Below are 16,845 nucleotides of genomic sequence, written 5' to 3' on the forward strand. Positions count from 1 at the left end.
TGGAATTATCAGTAACCACTTTAATCATAAATATAGTAAATTTCTTAAAAAGGTTGTATAATAATGTATAACATGAATTGTAAAGGAGAAATGAAACATGCCATATTTAGCATTACGTACAAACAAGACATTGACTCTTTCTCAGGAAGTTGAATTAAAAACTACTGTAGGAAAGTTAATTACAATGTTTCCTGGTGAATCAGTAGATACATTCATGATTCATATTGAAGATAATCAGCTCATTTATTTTAAAGGCCAGGAAGCAAATTGTATGATGATCACATTATACTTAAAAGGTCATTATACAGATGAACAGAAGGAACAGTTTGTAGCTGAACTTACTAAAGCATTAGTAAAAATCACTAAGATTCCAGCTTCTAATCAGTATGTTACTATATCTGAATTTGAAAAATGGGGTCATGGTGGTGTATACGAATAAGATTTTGCATTGCAAAATCTTATTTTTTTGTTTGAAAACAGGTGGTTAGAATAAAAAATACAAAAAAATGCATTTTTTTCAAAAAAAGGGTTGCAAAAGGTGTATCTGCATGGTAATATAAACAAGCATTCTGAAGTGCTTGAATAGCTCAGCGGTAGAGCAATCGGCTGTTAACCGATCGGTCGGGGGTTCAAATCCCTCTTCAAGCGCCAGTGGCCGGTTGGAGAAACGGTTAACTCACATGCCTTTCACGCATGCATTCACGGGTTCGAATCCCGTACCGGTCACCATATATGGAGGTTTAGCTCAGTTGGGAGAGCATCTGCCTTACAAGCAGAGGGTCAGCGGTTCGAGCCCGTTAACCTCCACCATTTTTTTGCCGACTTAGCTCAATTGGTAGAGCAACTGACTTGTAATCAGTAGGTTGGGGGTTCAATTCCTCTAGTCGGCACCATTAGTGACTCGCTAGCTCAGATGGCAGAGCATCTGACTTTTAATCAGAGGGTCAGGGGTTCAAATCCCCTGCGAGTCACCATCTTGATGCGGGTGTGGTGAAATTGGCAGACACGCTAGACTTAGGATCTAGTGCTTCGGCGTGCAGGTTCAAGTCCTGTCACCCGCACCATTCTGAATGCAGACACCGAACTATTCGGTGTTTTTTTTATGCCTTAAAATAAAAAAATCTACCATTACTGGTAGATTACATCCTGTTATAGAAGAGATGTTAATGAGGGGAAGCTCATTAATAGAGATATCTCAGATATTTGGGAAGCTATAACAGAATGCGTAATCTATTATAATACTATCATAAGATATACACAATACGTAAATATATAATGTCACAAAGATGATACACTATATTATTCTGAATTATGAAATCACTTGTATTTTGTAACTGATTGTTTTACCATATTATTATAATTGAAATGGGAGCTAATTTGCTGAGAGTAGACATAAGTCTTGACCATGAAACCTGATTTGGATAATGCCAACGTAGGAATTTATGAGCACCTTCTTTCAGCGTGCTCTTTTTTATGGAGGAAAAGAATATGAATTACATTAAGAAATTAAGAGAAGTAAAACCATTAGTACACAACATTACTAACTATGTAACAGTCAATGATGTAGCCAATGCGATTTTAGCAATTGGGGGCAGTCCTATTATGTCAGATGAGATTACAGAAGTGGCTCAGATGACTTCTATCAGTAATGCATTTAATATTAATATTGGTACTCTCAATCAGGTGAAGATTGCTTCTATGTTTGAAGCAGGTAAAGCATCTAATGCATGTCAGCATATTACTGTATTAGATCCAGTAGGTGCAGGAGCTACTGATTTACGTACTAATACATGTAAGGATCTACTCGCTCAGATTCATTTTGATGCTATCAAAGGGAATGTTTCAGAAATCAAGACTTTAATGGCTGGTACAGGTCATACTAAAGGTGTTGATGCATCTGCAGAAGATCAGAAGAACTCACATGATCTTATTGACGATATCAAAGCGTTCGCAAAAGAATTGAATACTATTATTATTGTGACTGGTCCTGTAGATTATGTCACTGATGGTAATAAGTGCTATATGATCAAAAATGGATGTAAGGAAATGAGTGCTATTACTGGTACAGGATGTATGTTATCAGGTATCTTAGGATGTTTCTTAACAGTAGAAAATAGTGTAGATAGTGCAGCGGCTGCTGTTATGTCCATGGGTATTGCGGGTGAAATTGGTGCTTCTAAATTAAAAGAAGGTGAAGGTAATGCAACACTTCGTACTTATTTAATTGATGCATTATTTAATATGAGTGATGAAGAATTAGAAAAGAGTGGTAAATATGAAGTTCAATAATGACATGTTAAGACTCTACGCTGTGACTGATCGTCATTGGACAGGAGAACAGACTCTCTATGAGCAGGTAAGAGATGTTTTAATGGGTGGTGCTACCTGTCTTCAGCTAAGAGAAAAAGACCTGGATGAAGCCTCTTTCTATGAAGAAGCAAAGAATATTAAAGAACTATGTCGCTTATTTGATGTGCCATTTATTATTAATGATAATGTCATGCTTGCTAAGGAAATTGATGCGGATGGTGTTCATGTAGGTCAGGATGATATGGCTTGCGCTAAGGCAAGAGAAATACTTGGTCCAGATAAGATCATTGGTGTCAGTGCACATACTATAGAAGAAGCAAGAATTGCGAAAGAACAAGGTGCAGACTATTTAGGTGTAGGGGCTATTTTCCCTACATCTTCTAAAGATGATGCAGAAGTATTAGGTATCAAGCGTTTAAAAGAAATGACTGAAACAGTGGATCTACCAATGGTTGCGATTGGTGGAATTAGTTATGATAATTGCTTATTACTTAAAGATACAGGTATTGATGGTATTGCGGTTATTAGTGCTTTATTTGGTCAGAAGCATATCAAACAGGCTACTATTGATTTAAAGAAGCGTGTAGATGCACTTTATGAAACAATGCATACATGTTTAACTATTGCCGGTAGTGACTCAAGTGGTGGGGCAGGAATACAAGCAGACTTAAAGACAATGCTTGCGAATAAAGTATTTGGTATGAGCGCTATTACAGCCCTCACAGCCCAGAATACAACGGGTGTGACAGATATTATGGATGTGACTCCAGAATTCTTAGAAAGCCAGATTCGTGCTGTATTTGATGATATCTATCCAGAAGCTGTTAAGATTGGTATGGTGTCTTCTAAAGCACTTATTCATACTATTGTAGAAATGTTGAAACATTATGATGCGAAGCATATTGTGGTAGATCCAGTCATGGTGGCTACAAGTGGTGCAAAGCTTATTAGTGATGAAGCTATCTCTACATTAAAAGAAGAACTACTTCCTATCGCAGAAGTGATTACACCTAATATTCCAGAAACAGAAGTACTCACTGATATGGAAGTTAAGACTGTAGAAGATATGGAAATAGCGGCTAAGAAGATCTATGACACATATCATTGTGCTGTATTAGTCAAAGGTGGACATCAATTAAATGATGCCAATGACTACTTATACAATGGTGAAAAGGGTACTTGGTTTAAAGGACATAGAATAGACAACAGTAATACACATGGTACAGGATGTACTTTATCAAGTGCGATTGCATCCAACTTAGCTAAGGGCTATACACTAGAAGAATCAGTTAGACATGCTAAAACATATCTTTCTGGTGCAATAGGTGCTATGTTAGATTTAGGTCAGGGAAGTGGTCCTATGGATCATGGCTACAATATCTAAAAATATTGATAAATACACAATAATTCCATAACTGCCTGGTATAATCTTTTTTAAGAGGTTAAGGGCATGAAAGAATTCAAAGCGTGGTTTATACTCATATTATTTATTTTGCTGCTTCGAGTAATATATCTATTACTTGAAGGTGGGCACATCTTATGAATATCCTCTAGATATATCATCTGGAGGATATTTTTTATTTAACTTAAAAACTTGCATATTAACATTCGCAAAGTTAAAATGAAATAAATTAAGTTAAAAGGAGCCTATACAATGATTGATAATATATTTGGCCTATCTATAAGATATAAACCTTGGGATAAGAAAAGCATATTACCTCTCTATATTGTGAGTAATTATCAATTCTATACAGCTTATATAGAAAATATACGTTGTATTGTGATTATACCGATAGAAGAACTGCCAACACTTCCATCACTCAAAAAACAAATACAAAAAATTCGAGTAATTGATGATGTTCCTGTCGTATTATATAGTAAGACAATATCATTTTATAGAAGAAAGAGTCTTCTTGAGAATCACATTCCTTTCATAACAGATAAACAAACTTTTCTTCCTTTTATTGGTACATTACTTGTAGACGAAAAGGAACCAGAAAAGATTAAAGACAAGTTTGTCTATTCAACACAGTTATTATTTCTTGCTTATATGTATAATCATGAGAAGAAGGTATATGTATCAGATCTGTCAAAGAGCCTTCCATTTTCCGCAATGACCCTGTCTAGGGCAGTTAAACAATTAGAAATGACAGATTTATTTTTAGTATATAAGGATGGTGTGAATAAGGTAATAGAATCGAAATATTCTCATAAAGAATTGTTTGAGCGTATTCAACACTATCTCTTAACACCAGTACGTCAAGTAGGATATATGAATCAGTCTTTGGTTACAGATTATATGGTTCTTGCAGGAGAGAGTGCATTATCAGAAATGAGTATGTTGAATTCAAGCCGTTTAAGAACATATGCAGTATATGAAAAGGACTTTGATAAGACGCAGCTTATTGATGAATTGATAGACCCAGAAGTACAGGTAAAAGTAGAAATATGGGCCTATGATCCTCAATTATTCACTCATACAAATATCGCAGATACTCTTTCTATAGTATTGTCTTTGAAAGAAAATAAAGATGAAAGAATTGAAGAAGTCTTAGAAGACATACTAGAAAAGGAGCTGACAGATTAATGGTCAATGGAATTGCTAAGTTTAAAGAGTACTTTAAAGGATTTGAAAATCAATATGTTATTATTGGTGGCACGGCTTGCGATATTATTATGGAAAATGAAGAACTTCCATTTCGAGCCACCAAGGATATAGATATTGTATTAATTGTTGAGTCTATAACAGCAGAATTTAGCAGGAAATTTTGGGAGTATATTAAAGAAGCTAAGTATTCATATTTGAATAAAAGTACAGGTAAAGCACAGTTTTACAGATTTAGTTGTCCTAAGAGTAAGCAATACCCATATATGATAGAAATATTTTCAAGAAATCCAGATTATATGATTTTAGATAATGATTCAATTCTTACACCTTTACCTATTGATGAAGAGGTTTCAAGTTTATCTGCCATTCTTTTGAATAAAGATTATTATGAATTACTGAAAGGTGGACAGTTAATTATTGATGGCGTACCAGTTCTTAGCCCTCTATGTTTAATTGTATTTAAGGCTAAAGCATGGTTGGATTTGACAGAACGAAGGTTATGTGGTGAACATATTGATAGTAAGAATATTAAGAAACACAAGAATGATGTATTTCGATTGGCTCAATTGGTCTCGCCTAACACAAGAGTGATACTTAGTGATGAGATTAAGAAAGATATGGAGACGTTTTTATCTGTAATGGTAGATGAAAATGTAGATTTAAAAGGTATTGGTGTACAAGCAACAAATAAGGATGAATTGATTTCTCTTTTACATCAGTGCTATGGTTTAAGAAAATAAGTGTAAAAAACCCCTATAGCAGAATTACGGGTCTTTAATTTTTGTGGGGGTCAGACCTTCGCTCTAAATATTTGGGGGTCTTGGAAACAGCACCTTTAAATCTGTGGGGGTCACCTAAGGCTCCCACTTTTTTAGGTATTTTTGTGTAATTAAAAACCTTTCGCTGTATCATTAATTTGCTCATATTAAATCAAAGCAAAAGGAGATCACAAATTGGATAATGATCTAAGGATTATTTTAGGGGATTATGAATCCTTTGTACAGTCTCATACGACTGAAATCAATGAAAAAGAAGTGATTTATTGTATCACACTTAAGAGAACCATTATCTCCTGTCCAGAATGCGGCAGTAGAATGAACATTAAGGACTATAGAAAATGTAAAGTCATACATAACATGATAAGAGGCAAGAACACTTCTCTAATACCAAAAAGAGAGAATCTTATAAGAAAAAGAATAAATAAAACATTTAAATAGGAGTAATATGAGCGCACTAAAGGGCAGTCATTTCTGACTGCCCTTTACAAGTGGAAACCCCCAATAATTTAAAGCGAGTTTTCTATTGACCCCCCTTAAAAATTAAAGGTTCAGAATTACAACTTCTATAGGGGTTTATATTATTTATTAAGTTTTTTCTGGTATTCTTTTAAGTCTTCTATGACGTTCTCTATTGTATCATATACCCAGCCAATCATTTCATCAGGAATATGCTGACTATAGAGGTCAGATAACTCTCTATGGAATTGATTATGAACCTCTAATGCCTGATATCCTTTATCAGTAATACGTAGATATGTGACACGATGATCCGCCGACGAACGTTCTCTTGTAAGAAAACCTTTATTCACAATAGTTTTTACATTAGTCGTTAATGTTCCTACAGTTACCTTCAATGTCTTTGCAACATTTGTCATAGTAGGAAACTGCTGCTTACTTACAGCCTCTATAATATGCATTTCATTCATTGATAACTCAGGAAAAGGACTATACTTAATATAATCTTCCTGTACTTTAATGGCGAGTTTAAAAACTGTATTAATAGAATCCATTAAATTATTCTTTTTCGCGTCCATAATTCCACTCCTTGACTCTATTCTACAATTTTATCACATATTTGAGAAGACTAATTATATACGACCTAATGATAATTCATTTAAAAGAATCGTATGCTTTTTCTTATTTTCATCCTCTATCACAAGATGACAATTCTCATCGAGATATAAGAATTTCACTAAACCATATTCTTTATAGGGAATTGTCTTACCTCTTAAATAAGAATGACGATTCATGCCATCTAATAAAGATGCAAAAGGCATATGAAGCATATTCTTAAACGTATCAATAATATTCAACATCAGCTTTTCTTTATCAATAGGATGATTTATCACATCAGATAGAGAATAGTAAGAACCCTTACTTATATTTAATCCTGTCCCAATAATAATACCCTGTAAAGTATTCTCATAAATCGTCTCTACAAGAATACCTGCAATCTTCTGATTATTTACATATATATCATTGGGCCACTTAATGAATGCATTGATCTGTTTCATTCTTAGAACTGTCACAATCGCATAAGCCATAATGGCAGACACCTTTAAAGGATCCACGTTCTGTTTCATATAATAACTAAAGAGAAGCTGTTCATTCTTATCTGCCTCCCAGATATGATTAGAACGTCCTCGACCATGAGTTTGATAATGTGCACGGACAATTGTATCATCATCTAATTCCTGATAATGATCATGAATATACGTATTAGTAGAATCAATTTCTTCAAATTCTATATATTTCATCAGTCACCAATCGCAAAAGTGAGTTCAGCCTGTACAACAGTTTTACCATTGACTGTTGCTTTTGCTTCACCAATACCAATCTTACCTCTCATTCTTGTGAGTGTGCATTCTAATTCCATCACATCTCCAGGAATGACCTGTCCTTTAAACTTACATTTATTGATTCCTGCAAAGAAGACAATCTTACCTTGATGTTCTTCCTGACTTAATATCGCAATACATCCAGTCTGTGCTAAAGCTTCTACAATCAATACACCTGGCATCACATGATGCTCAGGGAAATGACCCATAAACTGCATTTCATTCACACTTACACACTTAATGCCCTTCGCATATTCTCCTGGCTTATAATCAGTAATACGATCTACAAGCGCAAATGGATAACGATGAGGATTAATCTTCGCAATTTCATTACTATTTAGTTCCATTGTCATACTCCTTAAATATAATACTTGCATTATGTCCACCAAAACCTAATGAATTACTCATCACATAATGAAGATCTTTCTTAACACCGATATTTGGTACTACATTTAAATCACATTCTTCATCCTTTACCTGATAATTCAAAGTAGGAGGAATAAAGTTATGCTTTAAGGCCAATACTGATAGTACTGCTTCAATACCCCCGGCAGCCCCTAAACAATGTCCTGTATGACCTTTAGTAGAACTTACCGCAAGTTTGTATGCATGTTCCTTAAATACTGATTTAATCGCTTCAGTTTCACATAAATCATTTAAATGAGTAGAAGTACCATGCGCATTAATATAATCAATCACATCATAACTGATACCTGCATCATCTAATGCATTCTGCATGGCATAGGCACCACCTTCACCATTAGGAAGTGGGGCAGTAATATGATGGGCATCACAGCTTACACCATAACCAGTCATTTCACCATAAATATGTGCGCCTCTCTTTAAGGCGTGTTCTAATTCTTCAAGAATAAGAATACCGGCTCCTTCACCCATAACAAAACCATTTCTTTCTTTATCAAAAGGAATAGAAGCACGATCAGGATCAGTGGCATCACTTAAAGCCTTCATAGAAGTAAATCCACCAATGCCTAAAGGAGTCACAGATGCTTCACATCCACCAGCAATCATGACATCCTGATAATCATCACGAATATTTCTAAATGCATCACCAATCGCATTTGTACCACCTGCACAAGCAGTCACTGGGCAGGTACATAACCCTTGTGCATGATAAGCAATCGCAATATGACCCGCTGCTAAGTTAGAAATAGTCATAGGAATAAAGAAAGGAGATACTCTATCAAAACCTCTCTTTTCTCCTGTCTGATAGTTCTTTTCAATAGAACCTAAACCACCAATACCACTTGATACAATCACTCCAAAACGATGAGAATCAATGTTGTTGATATCAAGACCACTATCAAGCATTGCTTCGTGAGATGCAATCATCCCCATCTGAATAAAGCGGTCCATCTTCTTCGCTTCTTTCTTATCAATATACTTTGTGACATCAAAGTCTTTAACTTCACCTGCAAGAGTGACCTTCATACCTTTTGTATCAAATAAAGAAATAGGCGCAATACCACATCTTCCTTCTTCAATAGATTTCCATGTTTCTTCTACATTATGTCCAATAGGATTAATAGTTCCTATACCTGTTACTACTACTCTACGTTTTGTCATAAGCTCCTCCTTACATAGCCATTCCACCATCTACATGAATGGTCTGTCCTGTAATATACTTTGCATCATCGCTTGCTAAGAATGCGATTGTCTTTGCGACATCCTCTACATGTCCAAGTGTTCCTAAAGGAATAGATGCCTTTAAAACTTCTTTTACCTCATCACTTAATACATCTGTCATATCAGTTTCAATAAATCCAGGAGCCACTGCATTCACAGTCACACCTCTAGGACCTAATTCTCTTGCAAGAGACATTGTCATACCAATAACACCTGCTTTACTTGCTGCATAGTTAACCTGTCCGGCATTACCTATCACACCTACGACAGAAGATAAAGAAATAATATGACCAGACTTCTGCTTCATCATTAAACGGCTTGCCTGCTTCATACATAAGTAAGTTCCCTTAAGATTTGTATTAATAACGGCATCAAAGTCTTCAGTCTTCATTCTTAAAATTAACTGGTCTCTTGTAATCCCTGCATTATTCACAAGAATATCAAGATGTCCAAAATACTTCTTGATACTCTTGAAGATGTTTTCTACATCCTCTTCATGAGAAATATCACCTTCAACACATAATACATCTCTACCAAGATCTTTAAGTTCTTTTACTAATTCTTCAGCTAATACTTTATTCTTTTCACTTGCACGATAATTGAGCGCAATATCTGCACCTTGAGTTGCAAGTTCCATCACTGTCGCACGTCCAATACCTTTTAAACCCCCAGTGACAAGGGCAACCTTATTACTTAGTTTCATTGAATGCCTCCACACACTTCTGTAAAGAAGCCATATCTTCTACCTGATATGTCTTGATTTTTCTATCAATCTTACGGACAAAACCGCTTAGTACCTTACCAGGTCCAATCTCTATAATTGTATCCACACCATTATTGATCATCGTACGAATACTATCTTCAAAATAAACAGGACTCATGACCTGTTTCTCTAACATCTCCTGCACGCTGCAATCTTCTAATTCCTTACCAGTACAATTGAAAATCACAGGGACATTCATTTCATGGAATGTAACATCTTTAAATACTTCATGAAGTCTTGTACTTGCATCCTTTAATAATTTTGTATGGAAAGGACCGCTTGTATTTAAAGGTACAGCTCTTCTTGCACCATGATCCAACGCTTTCTGACCTGCTTCTTCTACTGCTTTCTTTTCTCCTGCAATAACTAACTGTCCAGGACAGTTATAGTTCGCAATAGAAACATAGCCATCACAGCCAACACATATATCAAGTAATGGCTCACGTTCAAGTCCAAGAATAGCCATCATGGCACTCTCAACACCTTCAGCGGCCTTTTCCATTGCGAGACCTCTTTCTCTTACAACTTGAATTGCGGTTTCAGGATCAAATACACCTGCTGCACTTAAAGCACTGTATTCGCCTAAAGACAAACCACATACATAATCAGGTGTAATTCCATTTTTCTTTAAAAGAAGAGTGGCCATATTCGCAACGGCTACCATCGCTGGCTGAGTAAAACGTGTCGTACTAATAGTCTTTTCATCACTATTAAACATGATATCCTTTAAATCAAAATCTAATTTCAAATTATCTAATAAGTTCTTACAGTCTTCATCATTTTCATAAAAAGACTGTCCCATACCTACATATTGTGTTCCTTGTCCTGCATAGATAAAACCGAGTTTCATACAATACCCTCCATTAATTCATCAATCAGATCACTTACATGTACAAGCTTGTCAATGCGATATCCGTTCGTGCCAGTAAATACAAGACCATTCTCACAATCACCATTCACCGCATTAATTAAAGCCTGAGTAATACAATAAGGAATAGACTTCATATCACAGCTCGCAATACATCTGAAACATCTCTTAATAGGATGTGTCTTTTCCATAAAAGGTGTCATAAAAGCACGTCCTGGCATACCTACAGGAGACTGTACAATTTGAATATCTTCCTTCTTGCCATTAATAAAATAATTCTTATACTCCATTGAAGCATCGCATTCATAAGTACCAATAAAACGTGTACCCATCTGAACACCATCCGCACCTGCTTCTAACATCTCTTTAATATCATCATTGGTATAAATACCACCTGCGACAAACACAGGAATCGCATGATTAAATAACTCTTCAAAGCCTTTCACAACTTCCTTAACATCTTTTAGAATATCCTTTAAAGAAGCACATGTATTCTCTAATAGTTCACCCTTCTTAAATCCAAGATGTCCACCTGCTTTATATCCTTCAATCACAATAAAGTCAGCTGTACGATTATATTGACGTTTCCACTTGTTTAATATCAAACGTGCGGCCTTACCAGAAGATACAATAGGCGCAATCGCTGTCTTTTCATCCACATATTCAGGTAGCTTTAAAGGAAGACCAGCCCCAGAAATGATTGCATCTACACCACTTTTTACAGCTTGTCTGACATGCTGTTCATAATCACTTAAGGCAACCATGACATTGACTGCCACCATACCGTTATTATTTGAAATCTCTTTAGCACGTTTGATTTCTTCATCAATCGCTTCTAGATTCGCTTTCTTTGTATCTTTAAGAAAAGTAGGCTTTTTAAAACCAATCTGGGCTGTTGAAATAACACCCATTGCCCCTTTTTTAGCCACATTTCCAGCTAAAGAACTTAAGGAAACACCAACACCCATTCCTCCCTGAATTAAAGGGAGAGATAAAGAATGTGATCCTATTTTCATAGATGAACCTCCATCACGCGTTTCTTTTCTTCTTCATATTCTTTAAATAAACCTTCAATGATGTCTTTAAGACTTCTTTCTTCATGCACCATACCAGCAACCTGACCACTCATTAAAGAACCAGTCTCTACATCACCTTCAAATACAGCACGTTTTAAAGAACCTAATGTATACTTCTCTAGTTCCATCATTTCGGCCCCTTCTTTTTCCTTCTTAATATAAGTACGTGCCATCTTATTCTTTAAGATACGTACAGGAGTTCCGGCAATACGTCCAGTTACTGTTGTATCAGTATCTTTTGCCTTGATAATCGCATTCTTATAGTTCTGGTGAATAGGACATTCTGTACTTGCAAGAAGAATAGTACCAACCTGTACACCATCCGCACCAAGTGCAACTGCCGCAAGAAGCTGTTTACCACTCGCAATCCCACCTGCAACAATCACAGGAATATTCACTGCAGCTTTGACCTGTGGTACTAAAGCCATAGTAGTCAATTCTCCCACATGACCACCAGATTCCGTACCTTCCGCAATAACGGCATCCACACCTGCTTTTTCCATACGTCTTGCAAGGGCAACGCTAGGTACTACAGGCATCACAATAATACCTGCTTCCTTCCATTTCTTAATATAAATACCTGGATTACCCGCTCCAGTTGTTACTACAGGAACATTCTCTTCCACCACAATATCAGCCATTTCTCCTGCTTGTGGATGTAATAACATCAAATTAACACCAAAAGGTTTATCAGTAAGTCTCTTTGCTTCACGGATATTCTCTCTTAACATCTCAGGAGACATACCACCTCCTGCAATAAGTCCTAAACCACCTGCATTAGACACAGCTGCCGCAAAAGCACCTGTCGCAATATTAGCCATACCACCCTGAATAAGAGGGTATTTAATCTTTAATGTTTCATTTAACCACATAGTCTTCTCCTTACCACTCTATCAGATTGGCACCATAAGTCAGTCCTGCACCAAAACCAACACAGAGTATCTTCATACCTCTTTTTAATAACTTCTTTTCATTCATCTCTCCAAGTACAAGAGGAATACTTGCAGCAGATGTATTACCATATTCATCGACATTCAGATAAAACTTATCGGATGTTACTTTCATTTTCTTATAAACATGACGAATAATTCTTTCATTCGCCTGATGCACCACAAAGTAATCAATATCATCTTTAGTAAGTGATGCTTTCTCTAATACTTTCTCTATACACATAGGAAGAACTCTTGTCGCAAACTTAAAGACTTCTTTCCCTTCCATATGTAAATAATCATTCTTTAAACCATAAAGCACTTCTTCATTGCCTTCTGATCCTTGATAATCACAAAATAATTTATTTTCTTTCTCTACGACAACAGCACCAGCCCCATCACCAAACAAGATGCATGTTGTACGATCTTTCCAATCAATGAGATTTGAAAGCTGTTCAGCACCAATAATTAAGGCATAACGCTTATCACTTGTATAAAGTAATGAACGTGCCACGGATAATGCATAGACAAACCCACTACATGCCCCATTTAAATCAAACGCAAAGACATCATTATTTAAACCTAAACGTTCCTGTAAGAGACAGGCAATAGAAGGGGTATTATAGGGAGAAGACATTGTTGCCACAATAATGATTCCAATATCTTCTTTGTTGATGTTGTTTAATGCCTTTAAAGATGCCTTATAAGCCATATCTATAAGTGTTTCATCTTTACATATATGACGTTTCTTGATACCAGTGCGGGGATAAATCCATTCATCACTCGTATCAACAATCTTTGATAGATCATCATTAGTCAGTACATTCTCAGGTACATAATATCCTGTATCGATGATAGAAATACCTTTATCCATTCTTCCATTCTCCAATCTTACGATATCTGTTATATCTCTTACGTATTAAAGTATTTACATCCATTGGGACGAGAATATCTAACTGTTCTCTAATCACCTTACGTATATTTCTATATACACCTACAGGATTTGTAGTCATACCACCTAGAGGTTCCTTGATGATTTCATCAATAATCCCATAATGATATAAGTCTTCTGCTGTCATCTTCATCACTTCGCATGCTTCCTCAATACGTTCTCCTTTCACATCCTTCCAAAGAATAGAGGCAAAACCTTCAGGAGACAAAACAGAATAAACCGCATTCTCTAACATAGCTAAGTGATCACCGATACTTAGGGCTAAAGCACCACCGCTTCCCCCTTCACCAGTAATAATCACAATAATAGGAACCTTTAAATCACTCATCATCATCAGACTCTGACCAATTGCTTCACCAATACCATTCTCTTCAGAACTAATACCAGGATAAGCACCCGGAGTATCAATAAAAGTAATAATAGGACGATGGAACTTCTCTGCCTGTTTCATTAAACGCATCCCTTTACGATACCCTTCAGGACTTGCCATACCAAACTGACACTTTAAATTCTCATCAATACTTCTTCCTTTTTGATGTCCAATAATTGTGACGGGCATGTTATTAAACATCCCAATACCACCGACAATTGCCTGATCATCCTTGAAATAACGATCACCACGCATTTCTACAAACTCATCAAACACATGATCAATAAACTCATGTATATGAGAACGTTCAGGCTTTCTCGCAAGATAAACACGATCATATGCACAAAGATGTGAATATGTCTCTTTCTTATAATCATTGATTGTTTCTTCAATCTTACTGGAATCTATTTCTCTATCATTCTTAATGACTGCAAGCTTCTTTTCTAGCTCTGCAATCTTTTCTTCCTTTTCCTTTAAAGACATAATTCCTCCTTATGCATGCATACGTAATAATAAAGCCAATGTGTCACGCATCTTCTCACGTTCCACAATCATATCTACAAAGCCATGATCCTCTAAGAATTCAGCACGCTGGAATCCATCAGGTAGCTTTGTCTTCATAGTACTTTCAATAACTCTAGGTCCTGCAAAACCGACTAAAGCTTCTGGCTCTGCAATATTAATATCACCAAGCATTGCGAATGATGCAGTGACACCACCTGTTGTAGGGTGTGTTAAATAAGAAATATAAAGAAGTCCAGCATCTAAATGACGTTTTAATGCAGCACATGTTTTACCCATCTGCATTAAAGAGAAGATGCCTTCCTGCATTCTTGCACCACCACTTGATGTAAAAATAATTAAAGGCAATTTCTTTCTTGTTGCCATTTCAATGGCACGTGTAATCTTTTCACCAGCTACACTACCCATAGAAGCCATCATAAAACGATGATCCATCACAACGACAATCGTACGCATATGATCAATACGACCACCTGCGACAACAACACCATCATGTAATCCTGTCTTATATTCATACTTCTCTAACTTTTCTTCGTAACCAGGGAATCCTAGAGGATTTCCTGATTTCATAGAAGTGTAGTATTCTTTATACTTGCCTGAATCAAATAACGCGTCTAAACGTGCATAAGCATCAATAAAGAGGTGATGACCACACTGTGGACATACCTGTAGATGATTCTTTAAATCAAGTGTACGAATTGTACTATTACAATTAGGACATGCCTGATATAACCCATCCGGCACTTCCTGTTTCTTGACTTTGTTGTCTTTATTTAAATAACGACGAAAGTCCTGTAACTGTTGCTTTCTTTTCTTCCAGATACTATCCATTTTCACTCACCATCTCATCTAAATGTGTTTCAATAAAGCTTGTATTAAAATGTCCTTTAATATAATCAGGCTGATGTAGGATATAGAACTGTAGTGTCTGGTTAGTCGTAATACCTTCAATCACAAGTTCACTTAAAGCGCGTCTCATACGCTTGATTGCTTCTAATCGAGTAGGGGCATGGACAATCACTTTTGCGACCATTGAATCATATTGAGTAGGGAGCGTATAACCTGTATATAACATCGTATCCACTCGAACACCTGGTCCTCCAGGTAAATGCATGAAGTTCACCTGACCAGGACATGGTCTAAAGTTATGGAAGGGATCTTCCGCATTAATACGACATTCAATAGAATGACCCTGTAAAGTAATATCTTCCTGTTTAAAGCTTAAAGGTAAACCTGATGCAATACGAATCTGCTGCTTAATGAGATCAATACCAGTGACCATTTCAGTAATAGGATGTTCAACCTGAATACGCGTATTCATCTCAATAAAGTAATAGTTGTTGTGTTCGTCTAAAACAAACTCAACAGTTCCGGCATTGGTATAACCAGCACCTTGTGCAGCTTTGACTGCAGATTCACCCATTTTTAAACGTAAAGATGCATCAAGTACCTTACATGGTGCTTCTTCTATCATCTTCTGATTACGTCTTTGAATAGAACAGTCTCTCTCACCTAAATGAATCACATTGCCATGCTCATCCGCTAAAATCTGGAACTCAATATGCTTAGGATTCAATACAAGCTTCTCTACATACATATCATCATCCCCAAAGCATGCTTTGGCTTCTGCTTTGGCAGTCATAAAGGCATTCTCTAGTTCATCTTCACTAAAGGCCTTACGCATACCACGTCCTCCACCACCAGCACTCGCTTTAATAAGCACAGGATAACCAATCTCATTAACAACTTCTTTTAATTCTTCATATGTATTGACTGAACCATTCGATCCTGGAACGACAGGAACACCTGCTTCAATCATTATTTCTCTTGCCTTGGACTTATTACCTAACGCATCAATAACATCACCCTTAGGACCAATAAACTTCAGTCCACATGTTTCCACAAGTCTTGCAAAATCACTATTTTCAGATAAAAAACCAAAACCTGGATGAATCGCCTGACATCCTGTCTCAACAGCTGCAGTAATAATCGCTTCCTTATTTAAATAACTATCAGCACTCTTGGGACCACCCACACAAACTGCTTCATCCGCTAACTGTACATGTAATGCATTCTGATCAGCCGTAGAATAAATGGCTACCGTTAAAATATCCATCTCTTTACATGCACGAATAATACGAACAGCGATTTCTCCACGATTCGCAATTAAAATTTTCTTAAACATA

At 36.3% G+C, this 16,845-nt stretch carries 18 protein-coding genes, 6 tRNA genes and 1 riboswitch; of the genes, 12 read left to right on the forward strand and 12 right to left on the reverse strand.

What is annotated here, in order from left to right; all coding sequences use genetic code 11:
* Window positions 1-97 precede the first annotated feature (97 nt).
* The 12 genes from NQ499_RS01960 to NQ499_RS02020 all read left to right on the forward strand — a co-directional run bounded on the left by NQ499_RS01960 (window position 98) and on the right by NQ499_RS02020 (window position 6,135).
* The gene (locus tag NQ499_RS01960; RefSeq protein WP_006506795.1) at window positions 98-439 is read left to right on the forward strand and encodes a tautomerase family protein; all 342 of its coding nucleotides are present in this window, start codon (window positions 98-100) and stop codon (window positions 437-439) included.
* Between the two features lie 137 nt (window positions 440-576).
* Window positions 577-651, forward strand: a tRNA-Asn gene (locus NQ499_RS01965).
* Window positions 652-653: 2 nt separating this feature from the next.
* Window positions 654-729: transfer RNA gene (locus tag NQ499_RS01970), tRNA-Glu, on the forward strand.
* A 5-nt stretch (window positions 730-734) separates the two neighbouring features.
* Window positions 735-810, forward strand: a tRNA-Val gene (locus tag NQ499_RS01975).
* A 7-nt stretch (window positions 811-817) separates the two neighbouring features.
* Window positions 818-893, forward strand: a tRNA-Thr gene (locus tag NQ499_RS01980).
* Between the two features lie 5 nt (window positions 894-898).
* Window positions 899-974 (forward strand) — tRNA-Lys (locus tag NQ499_RS01985).
* A gap of 7 nt (window positions 975-981) precedes the next feature.
* A tRNA-Leu gene (locus NQ499_RS01990) sits at window positions 982-1,064 on the forward strand.
* 291 nt (window positions 1,065-1,355) lie between these two features.
* Window positions 1,356-1,456: riboswitch (TPP riboswitch) on the forward strand.
* 32 nt (window positions 1,457-1,488) lie between these two features.
* The gene (gene thiM / locus NQ499_RS01995) at window positions 1,489-2,289 is read left to right on the forward strand and encodes a hydroxyethylthiazole kinase (protein WP_155812878.1); all 801 of its coding nucleotides are present in this window, start codon (window positions 1,489-1,491) and stop codon (window positions 2,287-2,289) included.
* Window positions 2,276-3,694 carry a bifunctional hydroxymethylpyrimidine kinase/phosphomethylpyrimidine kinase gene (gene thiD / locus NQ499_RS13725; protein WP_006506797.1) on the forward strand — a complete coding sequence of 473 codons (1,419 nt, stop codon included), beginning with the start codon at window positions 2,276-2,278 and terminating at the stop codon, window positions 3,692-3,694. Before thiM ends, thiD begins: the two co-directional genes overlap by 14 nt.
* Window positions 3,695-3,964: 270 nt before the next feature.
* On the forward strand, window positions 3,965-4,897 hold the full coding sequence (locus NQ499_RS02010) for a MarR family transcriptional regulator (RefSeq protein ID WP_006506798.1): 933 nt from the start codon (window positions 3,965-3,967) through the stop codon (window positions 4,895-4,897).
* Window positions 4,897-5,658: a hypothetical protein gene (locus NQ499_RS02015; RefSeq protein WP_006506799.1), complete on the forward strand. Its 762-nt coding sequence runs from the start codon at window positions 4,897-4,899 to the stop codon at window positions 5,656-5,658. Before NQ499_RS02010 ends, NQ499_RS02015 begins: the two co-directional genes overlap by 1 nt.
* Window positions 5,659-5,871: 213 nt before the next feature.
* Entirely contained in the window at window positions 5,872-6,135 is a 264-nt protein-coding gene (locus NQ499_RS02020; protein WP_006507153.1) for a hypothetical protein, read from the forward strand.
* Window positions 6,136-6,275: 140 nt separating this feature from the next.
* On the opposite strand, the gene NQ499_RS02025 is transcribed toward NQ499_RS02020, so the two are convergent.
* Genes NQ499_RS02025 through NQ499_RS02080 form a run of 12 tightly spaced genes read right to left on the reverse strand, consistent with a single transcriptional unit; the run spans window position 6,276 to window position 16,844 of the window.
* Window positions 6,276-6,731, reverse strand: a complete 456-nt coding sequence (locus NQ499_RS02025) for a MarR family winged helix-turn-helix transcriptional regulator (protein ID WP_006504267.1) — start codon at window positions 6,729-6,731, stop codon at window positions 6,276-6,278.
* Window positions 6,732-6,785: 54 nt separating this feature from the next.
* On the reverse strand, window positions 6,786-7,454 hold the full coding sequence (locus NQ499_RS02030) for a biotin--[acetyl-CoA-carboxylase] ligase (RefSeq protein ID WP_006504266.1): 669 nt from the start codon (window positions 7,452-7,454) through the stop codon (window positions 6,786-6,788).
* Entirely contained in the window at window positions 7,454-7,882 is a 429-nt protein-coding gene (fabZ, locus tag NQ499_RS02035; protein WP_022424954.1) for a 3-hydroxyacyl-ACP dehydratase FabZ, read from the reverse strand. The genes NQ499_RS02030 and fabZ overlap by 1 nt, the downstream gene beginning before the upstream one ends.
* Window positions 7,869-9,119, reverse strand: coding sequence for a beta-ketoacyl-ACP synthase II (gene fabF, locus NQ499_RS02040; protein WP_040389517.1), 1,251 nt, complete (start codon window positions 9,117-9,119; stop codon window positions 7,869-7,871). Before fabF ends, fabZ begins: the two co-directional genes overlap by 14 nt.
* Window positions 9,120-9,129: 10 nt before the next feature.
* Complete coding sequence (fabG, locus tag NQ499_RS02045) at window positions 9,130-9,882, reverse strand: 3-oxoacyl-[acyl-carrier-protein] reductase (protein WP_006504263.1); 753 nt, start codon at window positions 9,880-9,882, stop codon at window positions 9,130-9,132.
* The gene (gene fabD, locus NQ499_RS02050) at window positions 9,869-10,792 is read right to left on the reverse strand and encodes an ACP S-malonyltransferase (RefSeq protein ID WP_006504262.1); all 924 of its coding nucleotides are present in this window, start codon (window positions 10,790-10,792) and stop codon (window positions 9,869-9,871) included. Before fabD ends, fabG begins: the two co-directional genes overlap by 14 nt.
* A complete protein-coding gene (locus NQ499_RS02055) occupies window positions 10,789-11,826 on the reverse strand; it encodes an NAD(P)H-dependent flavin oxidoreductase (protein ID WP_006504261.1) in 1,038 nt (345 codons plus the stop codon). The genes fabD and NQ499_RS02055 overlap by 4 nt, the downstream gene beginning before the upstream one ends.
* On the reverse strand, window positions 11,823-12,758 hold the full coding sequence (locus NQ499_RS02060) for a nitronate monooxygenase (RefSeq protein WP_006504260.1): 936 nt from the start codon (window positions 12,756-12,758) through the stop codon (window positions 11,823-11,825). The genes NQ499_RS02055 and NQ499_RS02060 overlap by 4 nt, the downstream gene beginning before the upstream one ends.
* 10 nt (window positions 12,759-12,768) lie before the next feature.
* Window positions 12,769-13,689 (reverse strand): beta-ketoacyl-ACP synthase III, encoded by a 921-nt coding sequence (locus NQ499_RS02065; protein ID WP_006504259.1) that lies wholly within the window; start codon window positions 13,687-13,689, stop codon window positions 12,769-12,771.
* Window positions 13,682-14,620, reverse strand: a complete 939-nt coding sequence (locus tag NQ499_RS02070) for an acetyl-CoA carboxylase carboxyltransferase subunit alpha (protein WP_006504258.1) — start codon at window positions 14,618-14,620, stop codon at window positions 13,682-13,684. Before NQ499_RS02070 ends, NQ499_RS02065 begins: the two co-directional genes overlap by 8 nt.
* Window positions 14,621-14,629: 9 nt before the next feature.
* Window positions 14,630-15,490, reverse strand: coding sequence for an acetyl-CoA carboxylase, carboxyltransferase subunit beta (gene accD, locus NQ499_RS02075; RefSeq protein WP_006504257.1), 861 nt, complete (start codon window positions 15,488-15,490; stop codon window positions 14,630-14,632).
* A complete protein-coding gene (locus NQ499_RS02080; RefSeq protein WP_006504256.1) occupies window positions 15,483-16,844 on the reverse strand; it encodes an acetyl-CoA carboxylase biotin carboxylase subunit in 1,362 nt (453 codons plus the stop codon). Before NQ499_RS02080 ends, accD begins: the two co-directional genes overlap by 8 nt.
* Window position 16,845: the final 1 nt, after the last annotated feature.

This window comes from Catenibacterium mitsuokai, assembly GCF_025148785.1.
Lineage (GTDB): Bacteria > Bacillota_I > Bacilli_A > Erysipelotrichales > Coprobacillaceae > Catenibacterium > Catenibacterium mitsuoka.